This window comes from Rhodococcus sp. W8901, from assembly GCF_013348805.1.
Lineage (GTDB): Bacteria > Actinomycetota > Actinomycetes > Mycobacteriales > Mycobacteriaceae > Prescottella.
Genome location: NZ_CP054690.1, coordinates 409864 through 429566, shown reverse-complemented (window position 1 = coordinate 429566; position 19703 = coordinate 409864). Strand labels below are relative to the sequence as shown.

At 69.8% G+C, this 19703-nt stretch carries 22 protein-coding genes and 1 tRNA gene; 11 read left to right on the top strand and 12 right to left on the bottom strand.

Annotation, left to right across the window (positions count from 1 at the left end; translation table 11 throughout):
• Positions 1–63: 63 nt before the first annotated feature.
• The 5 genes from HUN07_RS01935 to HUN07_RS01915 form a co-directional block, all read right to left on the bottom strand.
• Complete coding sequence (locus HUN07_RS01935) at positions 64–798, bottom strand: MBL fold metallo-hydrolase (RefSeq protein WP_174907604.1); 735 nt, start codon at positions 796–798, stop codon at positions 64–66.
• 121 nt (positions 799–919) lie between these two features.
• Positions 920–1007, bottom strand: a tRNA-Ser gene (locus tag HUN07_RS01930).
• Between the two features lie 51 nt (positions 1008–1058).
• On the bottom strand, positions 1059–1256 hold the full coding sequence (locus HUN07_RS01925; RefSeq protein ID WP_114723820.1) for a CsbD family protein: 198 nt from the start codon (positions 1254–1256) through the stop codon (positions 1059–1061).
• A gap of 145 nt (positions 1257–1401) precedes the next feature.
• On the bottom strand, positions 1402–1860 hold the full coding sequence (locus HUN07_RS01920) for a nucleoside deaminase (protein WP_114723819.1): 459 nt from the start codon (positions 1858–1860) through the stop codon (positions 1402–1404).
• Positions 1861–1876: 16 nt separating this feature from the next.
• Positions 1877–2419 (bottom strand): tRNA adenosine deaminase-associated protein, encoded by a 543-nt coding sequence (locus HUN07_RS01915; RefSeq protein WP_174907602.1) that lies wholly within the window; start codon positions 2417–2419, stop codon positions 1877–1879.
• Between the two features lie 49 nt (positions 2420–2468).
• Between HUN07_RS01915 and HUN07_RS01910 the strand changes: the two genes are divergently transcribed.
• On the top strand, positions 2469–3434 hold the full coding sequence (locus HUN07_RS01910) for a prephenate dehydrogenase (protein ID WP_174907600.1): 966 nt from the start codon (positions 2469–2471) through the stop codon (positions 3432–3434).
• The gene (locus HUN07_RS01905; protein ID WP_174907598.1) at positions 3431–4780 is read left to right on the top strand and encodes an amidase; all 1350 of its coding nucleotides are present in this window, start codon (positions 3431–3433) and stop codon (positions 4778–4780) included. The genes HUN07_RS01910 and HUN07_RS01905 overlap by 4 nt, the downstream gene beginning before the upstream one ends.
• A gap of 15 nt (positions 4781–4795) precedes the next feature.
• Here HUN07_RS01905 and HUN07_RS01900 read toward each other — a convergent pair whose 3' ends face one another.
• From HUN07_RS01900 to HUN07_RS01890, 3 genes are all read right to left on the bottom strand, one after another.
• Entirely contained in the window at positions 4796–5392 is a 597-nt protein-coding gene (locus tag HUN07_RS01900; protein WP_114723816.1) for a CueP family metal-binding protein, read from the bottom strand.
• A 147-nt stretch (positions 5393–5539) separates the two neighbouring features.
• Positions 5540–6151, bottom strand: coding sequence for a putative glycolipid-binding domain-containing protein (locus HUN07_RS01895; RefSeq protein WP_174907597.1), 612 nt, complete (start codon positions 6149–6151; stop codon positions 5540–5542).
• Positions 6152–6219: 68 nt separating this feature from the next.
• Positions 6220–7281, bottom strand: a complete 1062-nt coding sequence (locus tag HUN07_RS01890; protein ID WP_174907595.1) for a hypothetical protein — start codon at positions 7279–7281, stop codon at positions 6220–6222.
• A 163-nt stretch (positions 7282–7444) separates the two neighbouring features.
• On the opposite strand from HUN07_RS01890, the gene HUN07_RS01885 reads away from it, so the two are divergent.
• Entirely contained in the window at positions 7445–9946 is a 2502-nt protein-coding gene (locus HUN07_RS01885) for an ATP-dependent Clp protease ATP-binding subunit (RefSeq protein ID WP_254622740.1), read from the top strand.
• A 28-nt stretch (positions 9947–9974) separates the two neighbouring features.
• Here the strand turns inward: HUN07_RS01885 and HUN07_RS01880 are convergent, their stop codons facing one another.
• Entirely contained in the window at positions 9975–10922 is a 948-nt protein-coding gene (locus tag HUN07_RS01880) for a helix-turn-helix domain-containing GNAT family N-acetyltransferase (RefSeq protein ID WP_174907593.1), read from the bottom strand.
• A gap of 136 nt (positions 10923–11058) precedes the next feature.
• On the opposite strand from HUN07_RS01880, the gene dcm reads away from it, so the two are divergent.
• The 3 genes from dcm to HUN07_RS01865 all read left to right on the top strand — a co-directional run bounded on the left by dcm (position 11059) and on the right by HUN07_RS01865 (position 13543).
• Positions 11059–12222 (top strand): DNA cytosine methyltransferase, encoded by a 1164-nt coding sequence (gene dcm / locus HUN07_RS01875; protein WP_114723874.1) that lies wholly within the window; start codon positions 11059–11061, stop codon positions 12220–12222.
• A 22-nt stretch (positions 12223–12244) separates the two neighbouring features.
• Positions 12245–12649, top strand: a complete 405-nt coding sequence (locus HUN07_RS01870) for a very short patch repair endonuclease (RefSeq protein ID WP_114723873.1) — start codon at positions 12245–12247, stop codon at positions 12647–12649.
• A 63-nt stretch (positions 12650–12712) separates the two neighbouring features.
• Positions 12713–13543: an NAD-dependent epimerase/dehydratase family protein gene (locus HUN07_RS01865; protein ID WP_114723811.1), complete on the top strand. Its 831-nt coding sequence runs from the start codon at positions 12713–12715 to the stop codon at positions 13541–13543.
• A gap of 33 nt (positions 13544–13576) precedes the next feature.
• Here the strand turns inward: HUN07_RS01865 and HUN07_RS01860 are convergent, their stop codons facing one another.
• A complete protein-coding gene (locus tag HUN07_RS01860) occupies positions 13577–13963 on the bottom strand; it encodes a VOC family protein (protein WP_174907592.1) in 387 nt (128 codons plus the stop codon).
• Positions 13964–14025: 62 nt separating this feature from the next.
• Between HUN07_RS01860 and HUN07_RS01855 the strand changes: the two genes are divergently transcribed.
• Positions 14026–14988 (top strand): helix-turn-helix transcriptional regulator, encoded by a 963-nt coding sequence (locus HUN07_RS01855; protein WP_174907590.1) that lies wholly within the window; start codon positions 14026–14028, stop codon positions 14986–14988.
• A 29-nt stretch (positions 14989–15017) separates the two neighbouring features.
• On the opposite strand, the gene HUN07_RS26740 is transcribed toward HUN07_RS01855, so the two are convergent.
• Both HUN07_RS26740 and HUN07_RS01850 read right to left on the bottom strand, forming a co-directional pair.
• The gene (locus HUN07_RS26740; protein ID WP_254622739.1) at positions 15018–15224 is read right to left on the bottom strand and encodes a hypothetical protein; all 207 of its coding nucleotides are present in this window, start codon (positions 15222–15224) and stop codon (positions 15018–15020) included.
• Positions 15225–15285: 61 nt separating this feature from the next.
• On the bottom strand, positions 15286–15825 hold the full coding sequence (locus HUN07_RS01850; RefSeq protein WP_254622738.1) for an aldose epimerase family protein: 540 nt from the start codon (positions 15823–15825) through the stop codon (positions 15286–15288).
• A 101-nt stretch (positions 15826–15926) separates the two neighbouring features.
• Between HUN07_RS01850 and HUN07_RS01845 the strand changes: the two genes are divergently transcribed.
• The 4 genes from HUN07_RS01845 to HUN07_RS01830 all read left to right on the top strand — a co-directional run bounded on the left by HUN07_RS01845 (position 15927) and on the right by HUN07_RS01830 (position 19682).
• On the top strand, positions 15927–17024 hold the full coding sequence (locus tag HUN07_RS01845; RefSeq protein WP_114723809.1) for a glycerophosphodiester phosphodiesterase family protein: 1098 nt from the start codon (positions 15927–15929) through the stop codon (positions 17022–17024).
• A gap of 170 nt (positions 17025–17194) precedes the next feature.
• Entirely contained in the window at positions 17195–18004 is an 810-nt protein-coding gene (locus tag HUN07_RS01840; RefSeq protein WP_174907588.1) for a class I SAM-dependent methyltransferase, read from the top strand.
• A complete protein-coding gene (locus HUN07_RS01835) occupies positions 18001–18777 on the top strand; it encodes a class I SAM-dependent methyltransferase (protein WP_114723807.1) in 777 nt (258 codons plus the stop codon). The genes HUN07_RS01840 and HUN07_RS01835 overlap by 4 nt, the downstream gene beginning before the upstream one ends.
• Positions 18774–19682: a mycobacterial-type methylenetetrahydrofolate reductase gene (locus tag HUN07_RS01830; RefSeq protein WP_114723806.1), complete on the top strand. Its 909-nt coding sequence runs from the start codon at positions 18774–18776 to the stop codon at positions 19680–19682. Before HUN07_RS01835 ends, HUN07_RS01830 begins: the two co-directional genes overlap by 4 nt.
• The last annotated feature ends 21 nt before the right edge of the window (positions 19683–19703 follow it).

The following is a 19703-nucleotide window of genomic DNA, read 5'->3' as shown; positions in this document are numbered from 1 at the left end:
TCGTCTTGCGACTGCCGCAGCGGCAGCGCACCATGCTGACACACCGTGCAGTCGCCGTTGATCTCAGCGTGCGTCCGCGGACGGCGCGAACGGGTCTGTGGCGGTGCCGATTCGCGCATGCGCCTCCTCGAGGACGGCCTCGCCGTGACCGAATCCCGCGATCCGCGCGCGCGTCGCCGCGATCTGCGCGAGAGAACGGCTCGCAGCATCCCTGTCGACGTCGAAGACGCCGAGGATCACCTCGCCGTCGAACTCGGCCACCGCGTCCCCCGTGAGGACGGCATCGGCGTCGGGCAGGTACAGGGCGATGCTCCCGGGGGTGTGCCCGGGAACGCCGATGACTCGCGTCCCGCCCGCGAAGTCCAGGACGTCGCCGTCGCGGACCTCACGGTCCACGCGGCAGGCAGGTCCGTGGGACGGCTCGTCGAACTCGGCGTGGATGGTCTTCTCGCGATCCGTCAGACGGGGAAGAGGACCGCGCTGTGCACCCGCCACGAACGGCGCGTCAGCGGCACCCGCGATGACCTCGACGTCCGCCCACCGCGCGATCTCGGCGGCCGAACCGGTGTGATCTTCGTGGAAATGCGTGAGCACGATCCGCGTCACGTCGGTGCGCTGCCGGCCGAGCACCGACAGCGCGTCGGCGATCAGATCGGCGCTGTCGGGCCAGCCCGTGTCGATGAGCGTCACACCGTCGGCGCCGAGCCAGAGGTAGCAGTTCAACAGGTGCGCTGGGCCGGTGGGGATGCGGAGGCGATGCAGCGCAGGCGTCAGCTGCTGAAGATCGGGGCGAGGCATACCGCGACGGTAGGTAGGCAATGGAGACCGCGTCCCCCGATTTCGTTCTCGGCGGACAGATTTCGACCACAGCGAACAACAGAAAAGTCCCCCACCCCGAAGGGGTGAGGGACTTTCTCGGCGGTGGCGGAGGGATTTGAACCCTCGGTGCGGGGTTACCGCACACAGCATTTCGAGTGCTGCACCTTCGGCCGCTCGGACACGCCACCGCCGAGAACTGTACCGGAGCCGACGCTCAGCCTGAAATCGGCAGGTCAACGTCACTTTCCAGTCAGTTTGTCCTTGGCGGTGGAGGCGGCGTCCTTGACCTTCTCCGCGGCGTCCTTGACGGCGGATTCGACCTGGTCGCCCTTGCCCTCGTTCTTGAGGTCCTCGTCGCCGGTCGCCTTGCCGGCGGTCTCCTTGGCCTTGCCCCCGAGGTCCTGCGCTTTGTTCTGAGCCTTGTCTGCGATTCCCATGAGCACTCCTCCGTGAATCTGCGTGAACCTTGCGGTCCCGGTGCCACACGAGCACCTGCCTCCACCAGACCACGATCTGCGGAACTCTGCCGAGAAACTCCGCCCATGTGGGCGGCAATCACCCACATCGCTGCAGGTAGAACCGTCAGCGCTGGTCCTGAAAGAAACTTTCGAGCAGGCCCGCGCACTCGTCCTCGAGGACGCCGGCGCGCACCTCCGGACGGTGGGTGAGGCGACGGTCACGGACCACGTCCCACAGCGAACCGACCGCGCCGGTCTTGGGTTCCCACGCGCCGAACACCACCCGTTTGACGCGGGCGAGGACCAGCGCGCCGGCGCACATCGTGCACGGCTCCAGCGTCACCGCGAGGGTCGCGCCTTCGAGCCGCCAGCCGTCGCCGTGCACCTTGGCTGCGGCGCGCAGCGCGAGGATCTCGGCATGCGCGGTGGGGTCACCGGCGGCCTCGCGGGCGTTCGCCGCCCGCGCCAGTTCCACACCGTCCGCGTCGAACACCACGGCGCCCACCGGCACGTCCGCGTCCGATGCGGCGGCGGCCGCGTCGAGGGCGACACGGATCATCCGCTCGTCGTCCTGGAGGCTCACGCCGGGCCGCCCGCGGTCAGCGCGACGAGAGCTTGTCGAGCTCCGCCGACAGCTCCGTCTCGAAGCCGCAGCGCTGCGCGACCATCGCGAGCTGCTCGTCCGGGTACAGATCGGTCTCGGCGAGGATCACCCCGAGCACGGCGTCCGGCAGACCCAGGTCGGCGAGCACACCGAGGTCGCCCTCCTCCCACGGTTCGACGTCGTCGAGCTCGTCGGGGTCGATGTCGGGGATCTCGATGTTGAGCGACTCGAGGACGTCCGCGGCGATGTCGTAGTCGATGGCGGCCGTGGCGTCGGAGATCAGCAGGCGGGTGCCGGTCGGGGCGGGACGGACGATGACGAAGAACTCCTCGTCGACGTCGAGCAGACCGAACACGGCGCCGGAGCTACGCAGCTCGAGCAGTTCCTTCTCGGCGGTCCGCAAACTCGTCAGTGCACCGCCGGTCAGCGGCGTGCACTTCCAGCGGCCTTCCTCGCGGACGACAGCCATACCGAAGCCGTCCAAGTCCTCGATCGAACCCGCGGAGGCGCTGTTATTGTTCGCGCGCTGTGCACCCATGCGCGCAACGGTAGCCCGCGCGGTGCCGCTATAAGAAGTCCAGCGGCAAATGTGCCAACCTGTTCGGGTGGCTGACGACGTTTCCGCACCTGAAGTCTGTGTTCTCGGTCTGGGTCTGATCGGGGGATCCCTGCTCCGCGCGGCGGTGGAGGCGGGCCGTGACGGCTGGGGCTGGAACCGGTCGGCCGGGGCGGTGGACGCCGCCCGGGCGGACGGCTTCGACGCCGACACCGATCTGGTCGCGGTGCTGCGCCGCGCCGAGCGGTCCGGCGCGCTGATCGTGGTCGCGGTGCCGATGCCGGCCGTCGACGGGACCCTCGCCGCGATCGCCGAGCACGCGCCCGGCTGCCCGATCACCGACGTCGTCAGCGTCAAGGCCGAGGTGGTCGCTGCGGTCGCCCGGCACGGCCTGCAGGACCGGTTCGTCGGCGGTCATCCGATGGCGGGGACGTCGCAGTCCGGGTGGGACGCCGGGGACGCGGACCTGTTCCGCGACGCGGTGTGGGTGGTCAGCGCCGACGACGGCGTCGACCCGCAGATCTGGTCGCAGGTGGCGCGGCTGGCGCTGGACTGCGGCTCGGTGGTGGTGCCGGCGGAGTCCGTCGAGCACGACGCCGCCGTCGCCCGCATCTCGCACCTGCCGCACGTGCTGGCCGAGGCGCTCGCGCTGTCCGGCGCGGCCGGCGGCGACCTGGCGCTGGGGCTGGCGGCCGGATCGTTTCGGGACGGGACCCGCGTCGCCGGCAGCGCGCCCGGGCTGGTGCGCGCGATGTGCGAGGGCAACCGCGACGCGCTGCTTACCGCCGTGGACGAGACCCTCGACGTCCTGCACCGGGCGCGCACCGAACTCGCCGCGCGGGGCACGCTCGCCGAGTTGGTGGAGTCCGGGCACGACGCCCGCCTGCGTTACGAGCAGCGGGAGCGCTGGACCATCACCGACATCGAACCCGGCTCCGCGAACTGGCTCGAACGGATGCGCGACGCCGGACGCCGCGGCGGGGTGCTGCAGCCGTGAGCACGCCCACGCTGCGAGACGTCGCCCAGTTGCTCGCCAAGAAGGAGATGACGGCCACCGAGCACGTGCGGGCCACGCTCGACGCGCTCGACGACCTGCTGGGCACGCCGTGGGAGAACCTGGTGGCCGCGCGCGACGACGAGGCGGCCCTGGCCGCCGCCGCCCGCGCGGATGCCGCGATCGCCGCCGGCGACTGGATCGGCCCGCTGCACGGCGTGACGGTCGCGGTGAAGGACAACATCGACGTCGCCGGGATGCCGACCCGCTGCGGCAGCGCCGTCCTCGCCGACGCCCCGCCCGCCGCGTCCGACGCCCGCATCGTGACGCGCCTGCGGGAGGCGGGCGCGATCGTCGTCGCCAAGACGCACCTGCACGAGTTCGCCTACGGTCCGACGGGTGCCGTCAACGCGTCCGGCCCGGCGGCGCACCCGCACGATCCGGGGCTCATCACCGGGGGGTCGTCGTCCGGGTCGGCGGCACTGGTCGCGAAGGGCGTCGTCCCGCTCGCGCTGGGCACCGACACCGGTTGCAGCGCACGCACTCCCGCCGCCCTGTGCGGCGTCGTCGGCTTCAAGCCCAGCTTCGGTGCGCTGCCGACCGGCGGTGTGTTCCCGCTGTCGACCACGTTCGACCACGTGGGCCTGCTGGCCGCCGACGTCCTCGACGTCTCGCTCGCGTGGGGCGCGATCCCCGGTATCGCGCACGTCCGCACCCCGGTCGCGGGGCTGCGGGTCGGGCGCCTGCGCGGGGAGAACTGGGACGTCGCGGACGCGGCCATCGCGGCGGCCGTCGAGGCCGCGTGCCGGTCCCTGGTGGACGCGGGCGCCGAGGTGGTGGACGTGGAACTGCCCGAGACGCAGCAGTTCCTGGACGCCTACCCGATCGTCACCGGCTCCGAGGCGTACGAGACGCACCGGGCCTGGTTCGAATCCGCCCCCGAGCGCTACCAGTCGCCGACGGCCGCGCTGCTGGCGGCGCAGAAGGATCGCCCCGCCGTCGAGTACCTGCACGCGCTGCGGACCGTGGAACGGCTTCGCCGCCAGGCGCTCTCACGGCTGCGCGGCGACCTGGGCCTGGATGCCCTGATCACCGCCACCACTCCCCTGCGTGCCGTCACCCAGGAACAGGCGCTCTCGACCGATCCCGCCGTGGCCCGAACCCCGTTGCTGCGCATGTGCAGTCCGTTCAACGCGCTCGGCATCCCGGCGATCTCGGCGCCGGTCACGATCGACGACGGCGCGCCGGTCGGCATCCAGCTGATCGGCCTGCCCACCACCGCGGGCGGGCACGGCTCGCATCCGGCCGAATCCGCGGCCCTCGCCTGCGCACTGGCGGTGAGCAGCTGACCCCGCGCCAGCGGCTCAGGTGAGCTGCAGCGTCGTCACGCAGGTCGGGTCGTCGTCGTGCGTGGAGATCGCCGAGGTGGTCGTGCGGCCGCCGGTTTCGAGTGTGATGGTCGCGTCGACGGCTCGCGGCAGCCAGAGCCCCAGGAACCCGTTGTCGTTGGTGCGGACCGTCTCGTCGACGAGCACGGCGCCGCTTGCGCGGTCGGTGACCTCGACCCGGATGTCCTCGTTCGGCATCTCGCCGAGACAGGTGGTGAGGCTGTGGAAGAAGCACTCGTGAGTCCGGTCGGCGTAGGGCGCGATCGAGACGTAGAACTGCTCGTCGGGTAGCGCCAGGGACGCCGTGGCACCGCTGCCGTCGGAGAGTTCGACCGTGCGGGGCTTGACCGAGGCGAGCAGATCGGCGGGGCGATCGGCGACCGGCATGGTGTCGAGTCGAGCGATCACCTCGCGGGCGTCGAGTCCGTCGAGGTCGTGTTCCGCGAGCAGTTCTTCGGCCGCGGTCGTGGACGGTTCGTTGCGTTCGGTGGTGGCACATCCGGCGAGGAGCGCTACCCCCGCCAGAGCGCAGACGAGGGCCGTGACTGTCTTCGCGAACCGGTTGCAAGCCATGCCGTCGACAGTAACGTGACAGCTACGGGGTAGGGGTATCCGGTAGTCGCGGGCGGACGTGGAGATCTCCGAGAGTCGGCGGATCGAACACGGCAGCAATCACTTTCGCAGGGGCGGCCTGTCGACCGTTTCCCGGTGGCCGGCCGCTCAGATCCGCTCGGCCAGGCCCGGGTAGTCGAGGACGAAGCCGTCCTCGTCGACGGTGATCGACGAGCTCGACACCGGCGAGAGGACGTGGATGCCGTCGGCGCCGCTGCTGTAGGTGAGGGACGCCTCCTGCACGGCGAGGTCGGGCAGGTTGACGTAGACGACGGGGACCTGGAGGTCCTCGGACTCGTGCTGCAGGCCGAACCGTCGGATCGGCAGGGTGTTGAAGAACGGACTGAGCACGACGTCGACGTCCTTCGCGCCGGCGAAGCCGGAGCGCAGGTGGGTGGTGCCGGTCTCGACCATCCAGACGCCCTCCTCGTCGCGGCTGATCGACATCTGCCGCTCCCCCGTCGCGAGCGCGGTGCGCAGCGACAGCCGCCGGGTGACACCGTTCTCGTCGGTGACGAGGTCGTAGGACGCGCTGAACGCGGGATGCTCGGCGCACTCGCCGCCGATGATGCGGCCGGTGGCCTTGATCCGACTTCCGCTCAACTGCACCCGCACCGATTCCATCCGCGGCGCGGCGTGGGCGCGCCACGTCAGAACGGCAGGCCAAGGCGACGGGGCGCTCGCGGACGACCGGGATGCACCGGGGACGGGGTTGCTCACGGTGTCTACGGTAGGCGACGAACGCCGTCCAGGCGTGGACCGTGGGTGGGATTGGTTCGCGCGGGTCGTCATTCGGACAATTCGCCGCGCCCCTCGGCGCGCTCGAGCACGGCGATGCGCCGCGAGAAGACCACGAGGGCACTCAACCCGACCGCGACGTTGATGAGCGCCCCGAACTCCTCGGCGACGAAGTTGAAGACCTCCGTCAGCAGGATCGTCACCAGCGCCGCGACCCGCAGCATCCGGACCGGCCAGATACGACCGCCCCGCAGTCGGGCGATCGCGACCCAACACAGCACGAACGCGACGGTCGAGCCGCACATCTGGCCGATCGTAGTGATGTCGGTACCGGTGCCGCCCTCGAGGTCCTCGGAGAGCGTGACGACGGCGTTGACCAGTCCGGCGGTGGAGAACAGGGCGAGCGCGATCGCGGCGATCCACAGCGCGCGGGTGCCGTCGAACACCCGCGACAGGCGCTCGCCGAGCCACGTGGCGACGGTGTCGAGGCGTCCGGTCCGGCGCGGCGCACACCGGGACAGCAGGTCCTCGACGCTCGCGATCGCCGCGGGGTCGACACCGGACGCCGCGGCCCGGCGCAACTGCCGGCGAGCCTGGGCCTGGCGGTGCGGCGTGAGGCCGCGGACCAGCCCGTCCGCGGCGGTGCTGGCGGCGTTGACGAGGTCTTCGGCGGTGGTCTGCTGCCGGGCGTCGTGAATCCACCGGTTGACCAGCAGCAGCGCCACGACGACCACGTACATGATCGCGACCGCGGGCTGGAAGAAGTAATCGTTTGTCTGCGTAACGAATTTGCCGACCTCGTCCAGGAACAGACCGAAGCCGATACCGCCGGCCACCACCGCGACCATCCGCGGCAGGGCGCCCAGGAACGAGAAGACGACCACCAGCGCGACCACCATCCCGAGTCCGCCCCACAGCGCGTGCGCGATGTGCAGCGTCGCGCCACCGATCTGAGGGAATCCGGTCGCGTACAGGTACGCGCGGGTCACCAGGATCGTCAGGATTCCGATGACGGCGAACGCCTCGACCAGCGCGCCGGCCTGCGCGTCACGCAGCAGCCTCGGGTTGCGGGTACTGGACGGGTGTTGGGTGGGAACAGGCGCGGTCACCATGCGGCACAAACCCTTTCGGCAGGTGTCGGCGGCACGTGCCGCGAACTGGGGCGGAGGACTCTTTACTTTCACCCGCGGTGGTCGCAAGGTTGAGGGTGGTCCACCGGGAAGTAAGGACGAGTCCGAACCAGATAGCTGTAGTCAGAGATTTGGAGGATAGGACATGACCGAAGGCTGGGGACGCATGGACAGCCCCTTCGACGACATTTTCGCGAGGTTCTTCGGATCGGGGTTGTCGTCTCAGCCCCCGGTCCAACGCGTCGATCTGGGTCGGCTGCTCAATGACGACGCTCGGCGACTGATCGCCGTCGCGCGGGATGCGGCGAGCGAATGGGGCAACACCGAGATCACCCCCGAACACCTGCTGTACGCGGCGGCGCAGAATGATCCGACCCGCGGCGTGCTCAGCAGCATCAACCTGGATCCGGACGAGTTGGCCTCCAAGATGGCGGCCCATCTGGACAAGCACGGCACCCCCAAGACGACACCCGGCGCGCCGAGCCTCAGTCCGGCCGCGAAGCTCGCACTGCGGACCGCGCAGCAGCAGGCCAGCGAGGCCGGCAGCAGCTACATCGGCCCCGAGCACATCCTGATCGGCATCGCCGCGAACTCGGAGAGCCCCGCCGGCAAGGCGCTGCTGGGCGCCACCATCGAGGGCGAGAAGGCGTCGGCGCCGCCGAGTTCGACACCGACGCTCGACGAGTACGGCCGCGACCTCACCGCCGAGGCCCGGGCCGGCAACATCGACCCGGTGGTGGGCCGCGCCAACGAGGTCGAGCAGACCATCGAGATCCTGTCCCGGCGGCGCAAGAACAATCCGGTGCTGATCGGTGATCCGGGCGTCGGCAAGACCGCGATCGTCGAGGGACTGGCGCAGCGGATCGTCAACGGCGACGTGCCGTCGACGCTCACGGACCGGCGCGTCGTCGCGCTCGACGTCGGCTCGCTGGTCGCGGGCACGAAGTACCGCGGCGAGTTCGAGGAGCGGCTGACGAAGATCCTCGACGAGGTCAAGGCGCACTCGGACGAGCTGGTCCTGTTCATCGACGAGCTGCACACGATCGTCGGCGCCGGGGCCGGCGGCGAGGGCGCGATGGATGCCGGCAACCTCCTCAAGCCGGCGTTGGCGCGCGGCGAGCTCCACGCGATCGGTGCGACCACGATCGACGAGTACCGCAAGCACATCGAGAAGGACGCCGCGCTCGAGCGCCGCTTCCAGCCGGTGCTGGTCGCGGAACCGTCCGTGGACGACACCATCGAGATCCTGCGCGGCCTGGTCGACAGCTACGAGGCGCACCACCAGGTGCACTACACCGACGAGGCCCTCGTCGCGGCGGCCGAGCTCTCCGACCGGTACATCACCGACCGGTTCATGCCGGACAAGGCGATCGACCTCGTGGACCAGGCGGGTGCCCGCGTCCGGCTGCGCACCCGCACACCCGATTTCGACACCCGCGCCGCGGAAGAGGAGCTGTCGCGGCTCAAGCGGGAGAAGGATTCCGCGGTCGGCCAGGAGGACTACGAGCGGGCCAACGCGCTCAAGGCACAGATCACCGAGGCCGAGGAGCGGCTGGGCGAGACGGCGGAGGAGAGCACGCCGGACGTCACGGTCCTCGACATCGCGCACGTCGTCTCGCGGCAGACCGGCATTCCGGTCGCGGACCTCACGGCCGAGGAACGCGAGCGGCTGATGAAGCTCGAGGATGTCCTGCACGAGCGGGTGATCGGGCAGGCCGAGGCGGTCACCGCGGTGGCCGAGGCGGTGCGCCGCTCCCGCGCCGGGCTGTCGGATCCGAACCGCCCGATCGGGTCGTTCATGTTCCTCGGCCCCACCGGCGTCGGCAAGACCGAGACGGCGAAGGCGTTGGCGGAGGCGGTGTTCGGCGACGAGGACCGGATGATCCGGTTCGACATGAGCGAGTTCCAGGAGAAGCACACCGTCTCCCGACTCGTCGGCGCCCCACCCGGTTACGTCGGCTACGAGGAGGCCGGGCAGCTCACCGACAAGGTGCGGCGGCAGCCGTACTCGGTGGTGCTGTTCGACGAGGTCGAGAAGGCGCACCCGGACGTGTTCAACGTGCTGCTGCAGCTGCTCGACGACGGCCGCGTCACCGACGCGCAGGGCCGCACCGTCGACTTCAAGAACACCATCGTCATTCTCACCAGCAACATCGGCTCCGACCTGATCCTCGGCGCCAAGAGCGAGGACATCGACGATCTGGTGCCGACGCTGATGGAGCGGCTGCGCTCGCACTTCCGGCCCGAGTTCCTCAACCGGATCGACGAGACCATCGTGTTCCACCGGCTCGACCAGACCGAGCTGCGGCAGATCATCGAGCTGATCCTCGACAGCACCCGCCGCCAGCTGCACGCCCAGAAGGTGGAGCTCGACATCACCGAGGACGCCGTCGACTGGCTCGCCGAGAAGGGCTACCAGCCGGAGTTCGGGGCGCGGCCGCTGCGCCGCACCATCCAGAAGGAGCTCGACAACCGGCTCGCCGGACTGCTGCTGTCGGGCGAGCTGGAACCCGACGACACCGTCCGGGTGTCGGCGAACGGCGGCCTCGAACTCGGCGTCGTGCATCCCGGCAAGGGCGAGGGCTCGCTGCCGACCGAGCCGGACAAGTCGGAGAAGTCGGGGGCCACCGCGGCGTCGGAGTCGTGACCGCGGCCCGCGCGTCCGCGGTGGGCGATCAGTCCGCCGCGGACGCGAGGTCCTTCTCGAACCTGGACATGAGGCCCTTCTCGAACCTGGACATGAGGTCCTTCTCGAACCAGTGGGTGGCGTAGGCGTTGTCGTTGTACGCCGGGATGCGCCGATAGCCCGACCGCTCGTACAGCGCGACGGCCTCATTGAGCGCGGCGTTGGTGTCGAGCCGGACCAGCCGTGCGCCGTGGTCGGCGGCGTAGGCCTCGAGAGCGTCGAGCAGACGACGGGCGATCCCGAGACCGCGCGCGTCCGGGGACACCCACATGCGTTTGATCTCCGCGACCCCGTCGTGAAGCTTGACGGCGCCGCAGCCGACCGCGGTGCCGCGCAGATCCGCGATCAGGACGGTCCCGTTGGGCGGCCGCAGGTCGTCGCCGTCGGCGGGCGTGCTCGCCGACGGATCGAAGCCGACGTCGAGGCGCTCGTCGACTTCCGCGAAGTAGCGGCCGAAACACAAGCGGACCGCCTCCGAGTCCGGATCGGCCACGGCGATGCCGACGGCGGCGGCATCGAGCAGGCGCGTGACCGTGCCCATCGCGGCGAGCAGTTCGCCGCGTTGACGGTCCGGCAGTGCGCCCAGGATCCGCTCCGCCCGATCCTGCGACGCCTTCTCCAGCGCGTCGCACTCGGCGCGACCGGCCGTGGTGAGCGTGACCACACGCCCGCGCCCGTCGTCCGGATCGGGCTCGATCCGCAGGACCCCGGCGTCGGCGAGGGCCCCGAGCAGACGACTCGCGTAGCCGGAATCGAGGTCGAATCGCGCCCGCAGATCGCGCACGCGGACAGTGTCGTGGCCGACCTCCCACAGGATCCTGGCCTGCGAGTACGGGCGCGGCAGATCCAGGTAGCGATCGTGCAGCACGCCCAACTGCTCGGTGATGCCCATGTTGAACGAACGCAGCGCCGCGGTGTCCTTCGATAGGTCGCTCATTTACCTGACTTTAGTCAGATAACTTGTTTCCACCCACCCCGAGGGGACGCCGACCCGGGCGGGCGGGCGCTGTGCGCGAAGTCGTCGGAGTTCTCGAGTAACGTTCACCCAGTATTTGTGCGTGAGGAAGGGTGCCGTGACGTCGACCGGGAACATGGTGGGGCTGTTCGCCGGCATCGGCGGGGTGGAGTTGGGCCTCCGCAGCCACGGCTGGGAAACCGAACTGCTGTGCGAGATCGACGCCGGCGCCCAGCAGGTGCTGCGCACCCGATTCGCAGGCGTCGAACTACACGGTGACGTCACCCGGCTGCGCTCGCTGCCGCAGCGTACCGAGCTGGTCGCGGCCGGGTTCCCGTGTCAGGACCTCTCCCAGGCCGGCCGCACCGCCGGCATCACCGGATCCCGTTCCGGGCTGGTCGACGAGGTGTTCCGCCTGGTCAAGCGCAAGAAGGGCCCGCGCTGGCTGCTCATCGAGAACGTCCCGTTCATGCTGCAGCTGAGCCGCGGCGCGGCGATGCGGCACATCACCGACGCGCTCGAGGATCTCGGCTACACGTGGGCGTACCGGGTGGTCGACGCCCGCGCGTTCGGCCTGCCGCAGCGTCGCCAGCGCGTGCTGATGCTCGCGTCGCGCACCGACGATCCCCGCGAGGTGCTGTTCGGCCAGGACGCCGGCGCCCCCGACGAGGGCGATCCGTCGCTGCATCCGTGCGGCTTCTACTGGACCGAGGGCATCCGCGGTCTCGGCTGGGCGGTCAACGCGGTGCCCACCCTCAAGGGCGGCTCCACCGTCGGGATCGCGTCACCGCCCGCGGTGCGGTTGCCGTCCGGCGAGATCGTCACCCCCGGCCTGATCGACGCCGAACGCCTGCAGGGCTTCGACCCGGACTGGACCGCACCGGCCGTCGAGGCCAAGGGGGTTCGCAACGGGCACCGCTGGCGGCTGGTCGGCAACGCCGTGAGCGTCCGGATGGCCGCGTGGGCGGGCGGCCGCCTCACCGAACGCATCCCCTACAGCCCCGACCACGAGACACCGTTGAAGCCGGGCGACGCGTGGCCCAGCGCCGCGTGGGGCCGCAACCGGCAGGCGTTCCGGGTCCACGAGTCGCACTGGCCGGTCCAGGACCCGTACGAGGATCTCAGCGGGTTCCTCGAGCACTCGCAGCTGCTGTCGGCCCGGGCCACCGCCGGGTTCCTCAAGCGGGCGCGCACCGGCAGCCTGCGCTTCGTGCCCGGCTTCCTCGACGACATCGAGAGCCACCTCGACCGGATGGGTGGCTACCCGGAAGCAGCCGCCTGATTCCGGTGCGAGGATGGTGTCGATGCCCTCGACCGATCCCCTGACCAGCGCCCGGATGCGGGCGCAGCGCCGCCGCGACACCGTCCCGGAGGTCGCGCTGCGACGCGAGCTGCACCGCCGCGGGGCCCGGTTCTTCGTCGACCGCGCTCCCCTGACCGGGTTGCGCCGGCGCGCCGATCTGGTGTTCCCGCGCCGCCGCGTCGCGGTCTACGTCGACGGCTGTTTCTGGCACAGCTGCCCGCAGCACGCCACCGCGCCCAAGAACAACGCGCAGTGGTGGGCGGACAAATTGGCGGCCAACGTCGTTCGCGACCGCGACACCGACGCCCGACTCGCCGCGGCGGGGTGGACCGTGGTGCGGATCTGGGAGCACGAGGATCCGGCGGAAGCGGCGGACCGGGTGCAGGCGGCTCTGGCCGGCGCGTGACCGCGGGTCTCGAATCGGCCGCGAAACCGGCGGCGACGGCGCGAGTTTCCTAGGCTCGTGTCCATGAGGATCCTCATCGCCGGTGCCGGGGGCGTCGTCGGACTGCCACTCACCCGGGAACTGATCGCGCAGGGCCACGAGGTGGTTGGCACCTCGCGCAAGCCGGACTCGCGTCCCGAACTGCGCGACGCGGGCGCCACCGTCGTCCGGTTGGACGCCTTCGACGCGGCCTCCGTCGAACACGCGATCGCCGAGGCCCGCCCGGACGCGGTGATCCATCAGCTCACCGACCTGTCCGGCGCCGACCTCGAGGCCAACGCGGAACTACGCATCGTCGGCACTCGCACCCTCGTCGACGCGATGCGCCGGTACGGCGTCGAGCGACTGATCACGCAGTCCATCGCGTGGCTGTACGCCGACGGGGAAGGTCTCGCCGACGAGACCGCCCCGCTCATGGAGGCCACCGGGCCGAACGCCCGGACCGTCGAGGGCGTGGTCGCCATGGAGCACGAGTCCGCCGAGATCCCGAACCACGTGGTCCTGCGCTACGGCAAGCTGTACGGCCCCGGCACGTGGTACTCCCCCGACGGCGACTTCGGCCGCGCCGCACGCGACGGCGTCTTCGCCGGCAACGGCATCGAGAGCTTCCTGCACATCGCCGACACCGTCGCCCCCACCGTCGCGGCCCTCGACTGGCCCACCGGGATCGTCAACATCGTCGACGACGAGCCCGCAGGACCGGACACCTGGGTGCCGACGTTCTGCCGCTGGGTGGGAGCGCAGGAGCCGACGGGCCTGGGGCCCGGCCACGGTCGGGGCGCGTCGAACGCGAAAGCACGCGGCCTGGGCTGGGAACCGAAGTACCCGACATGGCGGACGGGGATGTCGGGCTGACGATCCGACGACGGCGGCCGACCCCTAGACCGCTCAGCCGTTGCGCGAGAGGCAGAAGGGGTGCCCGGCCGGGTCCAGCAGAACCCTCCAGTGGGCGATGTCGGGCTGGAACGTGGGAAGCTCCGCCCCCAGTGACAGCACGTACGCCTGTGCCGCATCGAGATCGTCGACGCCTAGTTCGATGTGTGCCTGTTTTCCTTCTGCCGGGTCCGGCCACGTGGGCCTGCGGTAGTCGGCGACACGAATGAAGCCGAGACCGGGCTCGCCGCCACGGCCCAGCAGGACGAAGTCGTCACTCGAGTACAGGACCGGAAGCCCGAGCATCGAGCTGTAGAAGGCAGACAGTTCTGCGGGGTCCGGACAGTCGAAATCGACTGACAGGAAGCGGATTTGCGGTGGTGATGTCACGTTGTGCGTCATGAGCGCCACCATAGAAGCCGATAAGGACAGTTACTGTCCTGGTTGTTCGGGAAGATGGTGTTGTGATCGGTACCTCTGCCCGGCTGCTCGACCTGCTGGCCCTGCTGTCCACTCGTGTGCAATGGACTTCCGCCGAGTTGGCGAATCGGATGAATGTCGATGCGCGGACCATCCGTCGTGACGTCGCGCGGTTGCGGGAACTCGGCTACGTCGTGGAATCGGATCCGGGACCATGGGGCGGGTACCGGCTGGGATCCGGTCGCCAGATTCCGCCCTTCGTGCTCGATGACGACGAGGCGCTCGCGGTGGCGGTCGCGCTGCGCGAAGCGGCCGGCACCGGCGTGCTGGGCGGTGATCAGGCCGTGCTGTCCGCGCTGTTCAAACTGCACCGGGTACTGCCTGCGAGTGTGGCCGACCGGCTGCGTGCGATGGATACCGTGATCGTGCATTCGGCACAGGCCGGCGAGCCACAGATCGATCCGGACATCCTGCTGCGATTGGCGACGGCATGCCGCCGATTCGAGCGGCTCGTGCTGGCCTACCGAAATCACGGCGGGTTGGACTCCGTTCGAGAGGTGGACGCATATCGCCTCGTTCGACGGAACCGCCGTTGGTACCTGGTGGCCAAGGACGTGTCGAAGGGGGCATGGCGCAGCTTCCGGGCGGATCGCGTGCTCGAAACCCGCACCACGGGCAGCCGGGCCGAGCCGTTGGACGCACCGGATCCGGAAATATTTGTGGCAGAAGGAATCTCCAGCGTCGTGTACCCGATCTACGCGACCATTCGTCTCCCCCTACCGATGGAGCGTGCTCGGGCAGTGGTCCCACCGACGATCGGAACGCATACCGCTCGAGGCTCCGATTCCACGATCGTCGTCATCGGCGGCAACGACACCGATATGCTCGTCACCTACCTCCTGGGCCTGGGGGCCACCATCGAAGTGCTCTCCCCACCCGAGGTGCGCGACTCACTGCTCCAACGGATGCGTGACCTGATCGCGGTCAACACCCGACCGGACGCATAGGGGCACACCTGTCCGCACTCCACGGCGGCTCAGAGCCGCGTCCACGTCCATCGGCAGTCGGCAACGAGGGGAGATTCCGGCGTCACGAGTTGCGGCATCGTGTTGACCCCGTTGGGTGGTCCCGATTGCGGCTCGACGCAGACGGCGTCATCTTCCATGTCGTAGACCACTACCCACTGCTCGGGGCTACCGAGTTCCAACCGGAGCAGACTCGGCCACGTCAGTACCACGTGCACGCCGTCGACCATCCCGAAGCAGTCGTCCCACGGTCCCGGCCTGGGGGCGATCCGCGCGCCCCTACGGAAGGTAGTCGGGGCCGCGTAGTTCTTGCCAGTCGGGCGCGAAATCGATCCGAACAGGCTCGGTGTCGCGGCGCAGGTGGCGTGTGAACCACGGGTGCCACCCGACCTGTGCGGGAAAGGGATCCGATTCCGCGGTCACCTCCATGGAGAGGTCGAGGAAGTCCTCGGTCAGGCGGAATCTCTGGGTCACCCGACCCGCGAACGGCCACGGCGGGGCCAGCGCTTGCCGCAACGTCACGTGTGTGGCGGATGCGTCGACGACGTCCCATTCGCCGTCCCGTACCGTGCCGTGGATGGCGTGGGGGCCCGCATTGAGCGGGAAGTGATGCGTCACCGAGCCGACGGACAACTGGCCGTTGTCGATTCGCCCGCACCACGGCGCCATGGGGAAGCACCCGTACCCGTCGCCCTGCGCGAGTAGTTCAGCCCCGTCGATGACGAGGCGGGTGATCGCGCCGCCGCGCCGTGGCGAGATCCCGACGCGAATGTCACCGGCTTCTATTGCGAGATCGCCATTTTCGGTGTCACTGAACATGGCGGACATCATGCCTCCGATTCCGGAAATAGACCGAATCAATACTCGTCGTTCACCTGACGACCATCGGGCGGCCACGGCCTCCGCATAGCTTTCGCGGCATGAATCTTCGTCGGGCCATCTCCGCACTTGCGGTCACCTCCTTCGCCGCGCTGCCACTCGCGGCCCTCGCCCCGGCCACCGCGTCCGCCACCGGCAGCCTCGACTGGTTCGGATCGGCGGGCAGCAGCGCCCCGGCCGAGCCCACCTTCGATGTCCAGGCGCACCGCGGCGGCCTCGGCCTGTACACCGAGAGCAGCCTCGCCGCCTTCTCCAACGCGCTCGAAATGGGTGTCAGCACACTGGAACTGGACACGCAGGTCACCGAGGACGGCATCGCCGTCGTCACCCACGACCGCAAGATCTCGAACAAGAAGTGTCAGGACACCGCCCCGGCAACCCCGGGCGATCCGGAGTTCCCCTACGTCGGCAAGTACATCAAGGACCTGACGCTCGAGCAGATCAAGACCATGGACTGCGGCTCGCTGCGGCTCGCCGACCACCCCGGTCAGCAGACGGTCCCGGGCGCGAAGATGCAGACCCTCACCGAGGTGCTCGATCTGGTGAAGTCGTACAACGCCCCCGACGTCAAGATGAACATCGAGACCAAGGTGGAGGCCGGCGCGCCGTCGGAGACCGCGCCCCGTGAGCTGTTCGTCGGCACCGTGCTGAACACCATCCGCGACGCCGGGATGCTCGACCGCGTCACGATCCAGAGCTTCGACTGGGGATCGCTCATGCTCACCCGTCAGCTCGCGCCGTCCGTCCCGCTCGTCGCGCTCACCAACGGCGACTTCCTGCAGATCGGCAAGGACGGCGCCTCGCCGTGGCTGGGCGGGCTCGACATCGACGACTTCGGCGGCGACGCCATCGCGGCGATCTCCACGTTCGGCGCGTCGGCGTACTCGCCGGTGCAGGGCACCCCGCAGAACGGCAAGGTGTCCGACCCGAACTTCACGCTGTACGTGACGAAGGAGATGGTCGACTCGGCCCACGCACGTGACATCAAGGTCATCCCGTGGACCGTCGACGACCCCGAGACCATGCATGCCCTGATGGACCTCGACGTCGACGGCATCATCACCGACTACCCCGACCGCCTGCGCACCGTCCTCACCGAGCGGGGACTCGAGCTGCCCGCGCCCGCGGCGAAGAAGTAGCGCCTCACCCATTCGAATTCGACGCCCCCGCCGACACCTGTCGGCGGGGGCGTCGCCGTCGGCCACCCCGACAGTCACCGGGTTCTCGGTACCATCGGGAGTGGACCTGTCGCCCGTGTGACCGAGGCAGCGGCGGGCCTCGGCAGGTGCAATCCAGGGAGATGATCCACGTGGATCGATCGACGGAGCCGGAACAGATCTCGACCCTCGCGACCCCGCAGCGGCTGGAAAAGCTGCTGCGGCCGGGTGTGACGTGGGTGCCGACGGCGGACGGGTATTTCGACACGCTGCCCGGTGAGACCGTTCCCCCACCGGGGCGCGCGCAGGCCGCGTGGCAGACGTCGCTCGGCGCGGCGATGTACCAACGAATGCAACGGGTGACCGCCGCCGTGATGGCCCCCGGATTCTCGACCGTCGCCGCCCAACTCCGGTTGCGACCGGGGCAGACGGTCGTCGACGTCGGTTGTGGGCCCGGCAACGTCACCACCACCTTGGCCGACGCGGTCGGCCCGCACGGGCTGGCGGTCGGGGTGGACCTGTCGGCGCCGATGTTGGCGCGAGCGGGTCAGCGGCCCCGTCCGAACATCGGACTTCTCCGCGGAAACGCGACACACCTCCCGTTGCGCGACGACTGCGCCGACGCGGCCTGCGCCACATTGGTGATCATGCTCGTGCCCGAACCGGTCGACGCCCTGACCGAGATGATCCGGATCGTGAAACCGGGCGGATGGCTGCTGGTGATGGTCCCGTGCCGACCCGACGGACCCGCCGCGGTGGTCGCCCGCCCGCTGACGGACCTGGCCGAACGTTTCGGCGGCGCACGCATGTTCGCCCCGGATGGCCCGGCCATCCTGCTCGAGCAGCTCGGCTGTGAACGGATCTACACCCGGCAGCGGTGCAACATGCTCACCGTGCGAGCCCGCGCCCCGGCCTCCACCCAGGATTCGACATCCGCCTCGTCGGGAAGGAACAGCAAGTGAACGCGAATGCGCCCCAACCACCCACCCCACCGGGTCCCGCCGACTTCGATGCGCTGTATCGCGGCGACTTCGACGCCCTCAACCAGAACCCGCAGCCCACCGAGACCGCACAACACCCCGGGTTCCAGCTCGACAAGGTGCCGTGGGACATCGGCGAGGCCCAGCCGGTGATCCGCAACCTCGAGGCCGACGGTCAGATCGCGAGCGAGGTTCTCGACATCGGTTGCGGGCCGGGCGAAAACACGATATTCCTCGCAGACCGCGGATACCGGGTCTGCGGGCTCGACGCCGCGCCCGCCGCGATCGACATCGCCCGCGAACGCGCCCGACTGCGCGGGCTCGAGAAGGCCGTCCACTTCGACGTCGCCGATGCCCTCACCCTGACCGGCTACACCGACCGATTCACCACCGCGATCGACAGCGCGCTGTACCACTGCTTCGACGAGGACACGCGCCACCGCTACGTCGCGGCGCTGCACCGCGCCTGCCGACCGGGCGCGCGACTGCATCTCCTGTGTTTCTCGGACCTGGTTCCGGACGAGTTCCCCGGCCCCTTCCGGATCAGCGAAGGCAACCTCCGCGACACGCTCGCGGGTGCGGGATGGGCGATAAGACGGCTCGAACGCACCACGTACACCACCGCGATGACCCGCGGCGACATGGCCGGGCAGGCCGACGCGCCGCTGGCCGCCGTCGCCGACAGACTCGGCTACGACGCCCAGGACCGTCTCCTCGCCCCGGCCTGGCTGGCCACGGCCGTACGCGCGCAATGAACACGGTGGCACTGGAACTGGTGCCACCGGAACTCGACGGCGGCACGGACCGGGCCGGGCAGGAGACCGGCGCGGCCGCCGAACACTGTCGGCGCCACGGGCTCACCGGCCGTGTGAGCCACGTGATGCTGCCCGGCATCGTCGCCGAGGACGCGGATCGGCCCGTCGCGCTGACGCCGCGGATGGACGTGCTGGACTTCTGGGCGGCGGTCCGTCCGGCGCTCGGCCCGGTCGCGGGCCTGTGCACGCAGGTCACGGTGTTCCAGGACGAACGCCAACTCACCGACCGCGTGCGGCGGTTGCGCGACGCCGGCATGGACGGCATCACCTTCGTCGGCAAGCCGCACGGCATGCCGGTCGCCGCCGCGCCGGGGATCACGCCCCAGGACGCGCTCATGCGCTTCCGTGACCTGATCCCCCACCGCGGCGTGGTGATGATCCCCACGCGCCGAGGCGAAGTCGGCCGGTTCGACGAGAAATGCGAGTGCGGCGCGACCTTCGCGCTGACCCAGTTGCTGTACTCCGACCGGATCGTGGACTTCCTGCAGACGTTCGCCGCGCGCAGCGCACACCGCCCGGAGATCCTGCTGTCGTTCGGATACGTGCCCGGCATGGAGCGGCAGGTGCGGCTGATCGATTGGCTCATCCACGACACGGGCAACGAACTGGTCCGGCAGGAACAGGAATTCGTCGCCCACACTGCGGCCGGTTCACTGGAACAGCGCCGACACGCGCTGCTGGATCTCTACCGACGCGTGATCGACGGGGTCCACGATCTGGGGTTCCCGCTGGGCGTGCACCTCGAGGCGCCGTACGGCGTCTCCGGCGCGGCGTGCGAGACGTTCGCCGAGATGCTCGACTACTGGTCACCGGCACCGCCGTCGCTGACGTGCGATAGTCGATGACGGACAGTCGAACATCGCCGA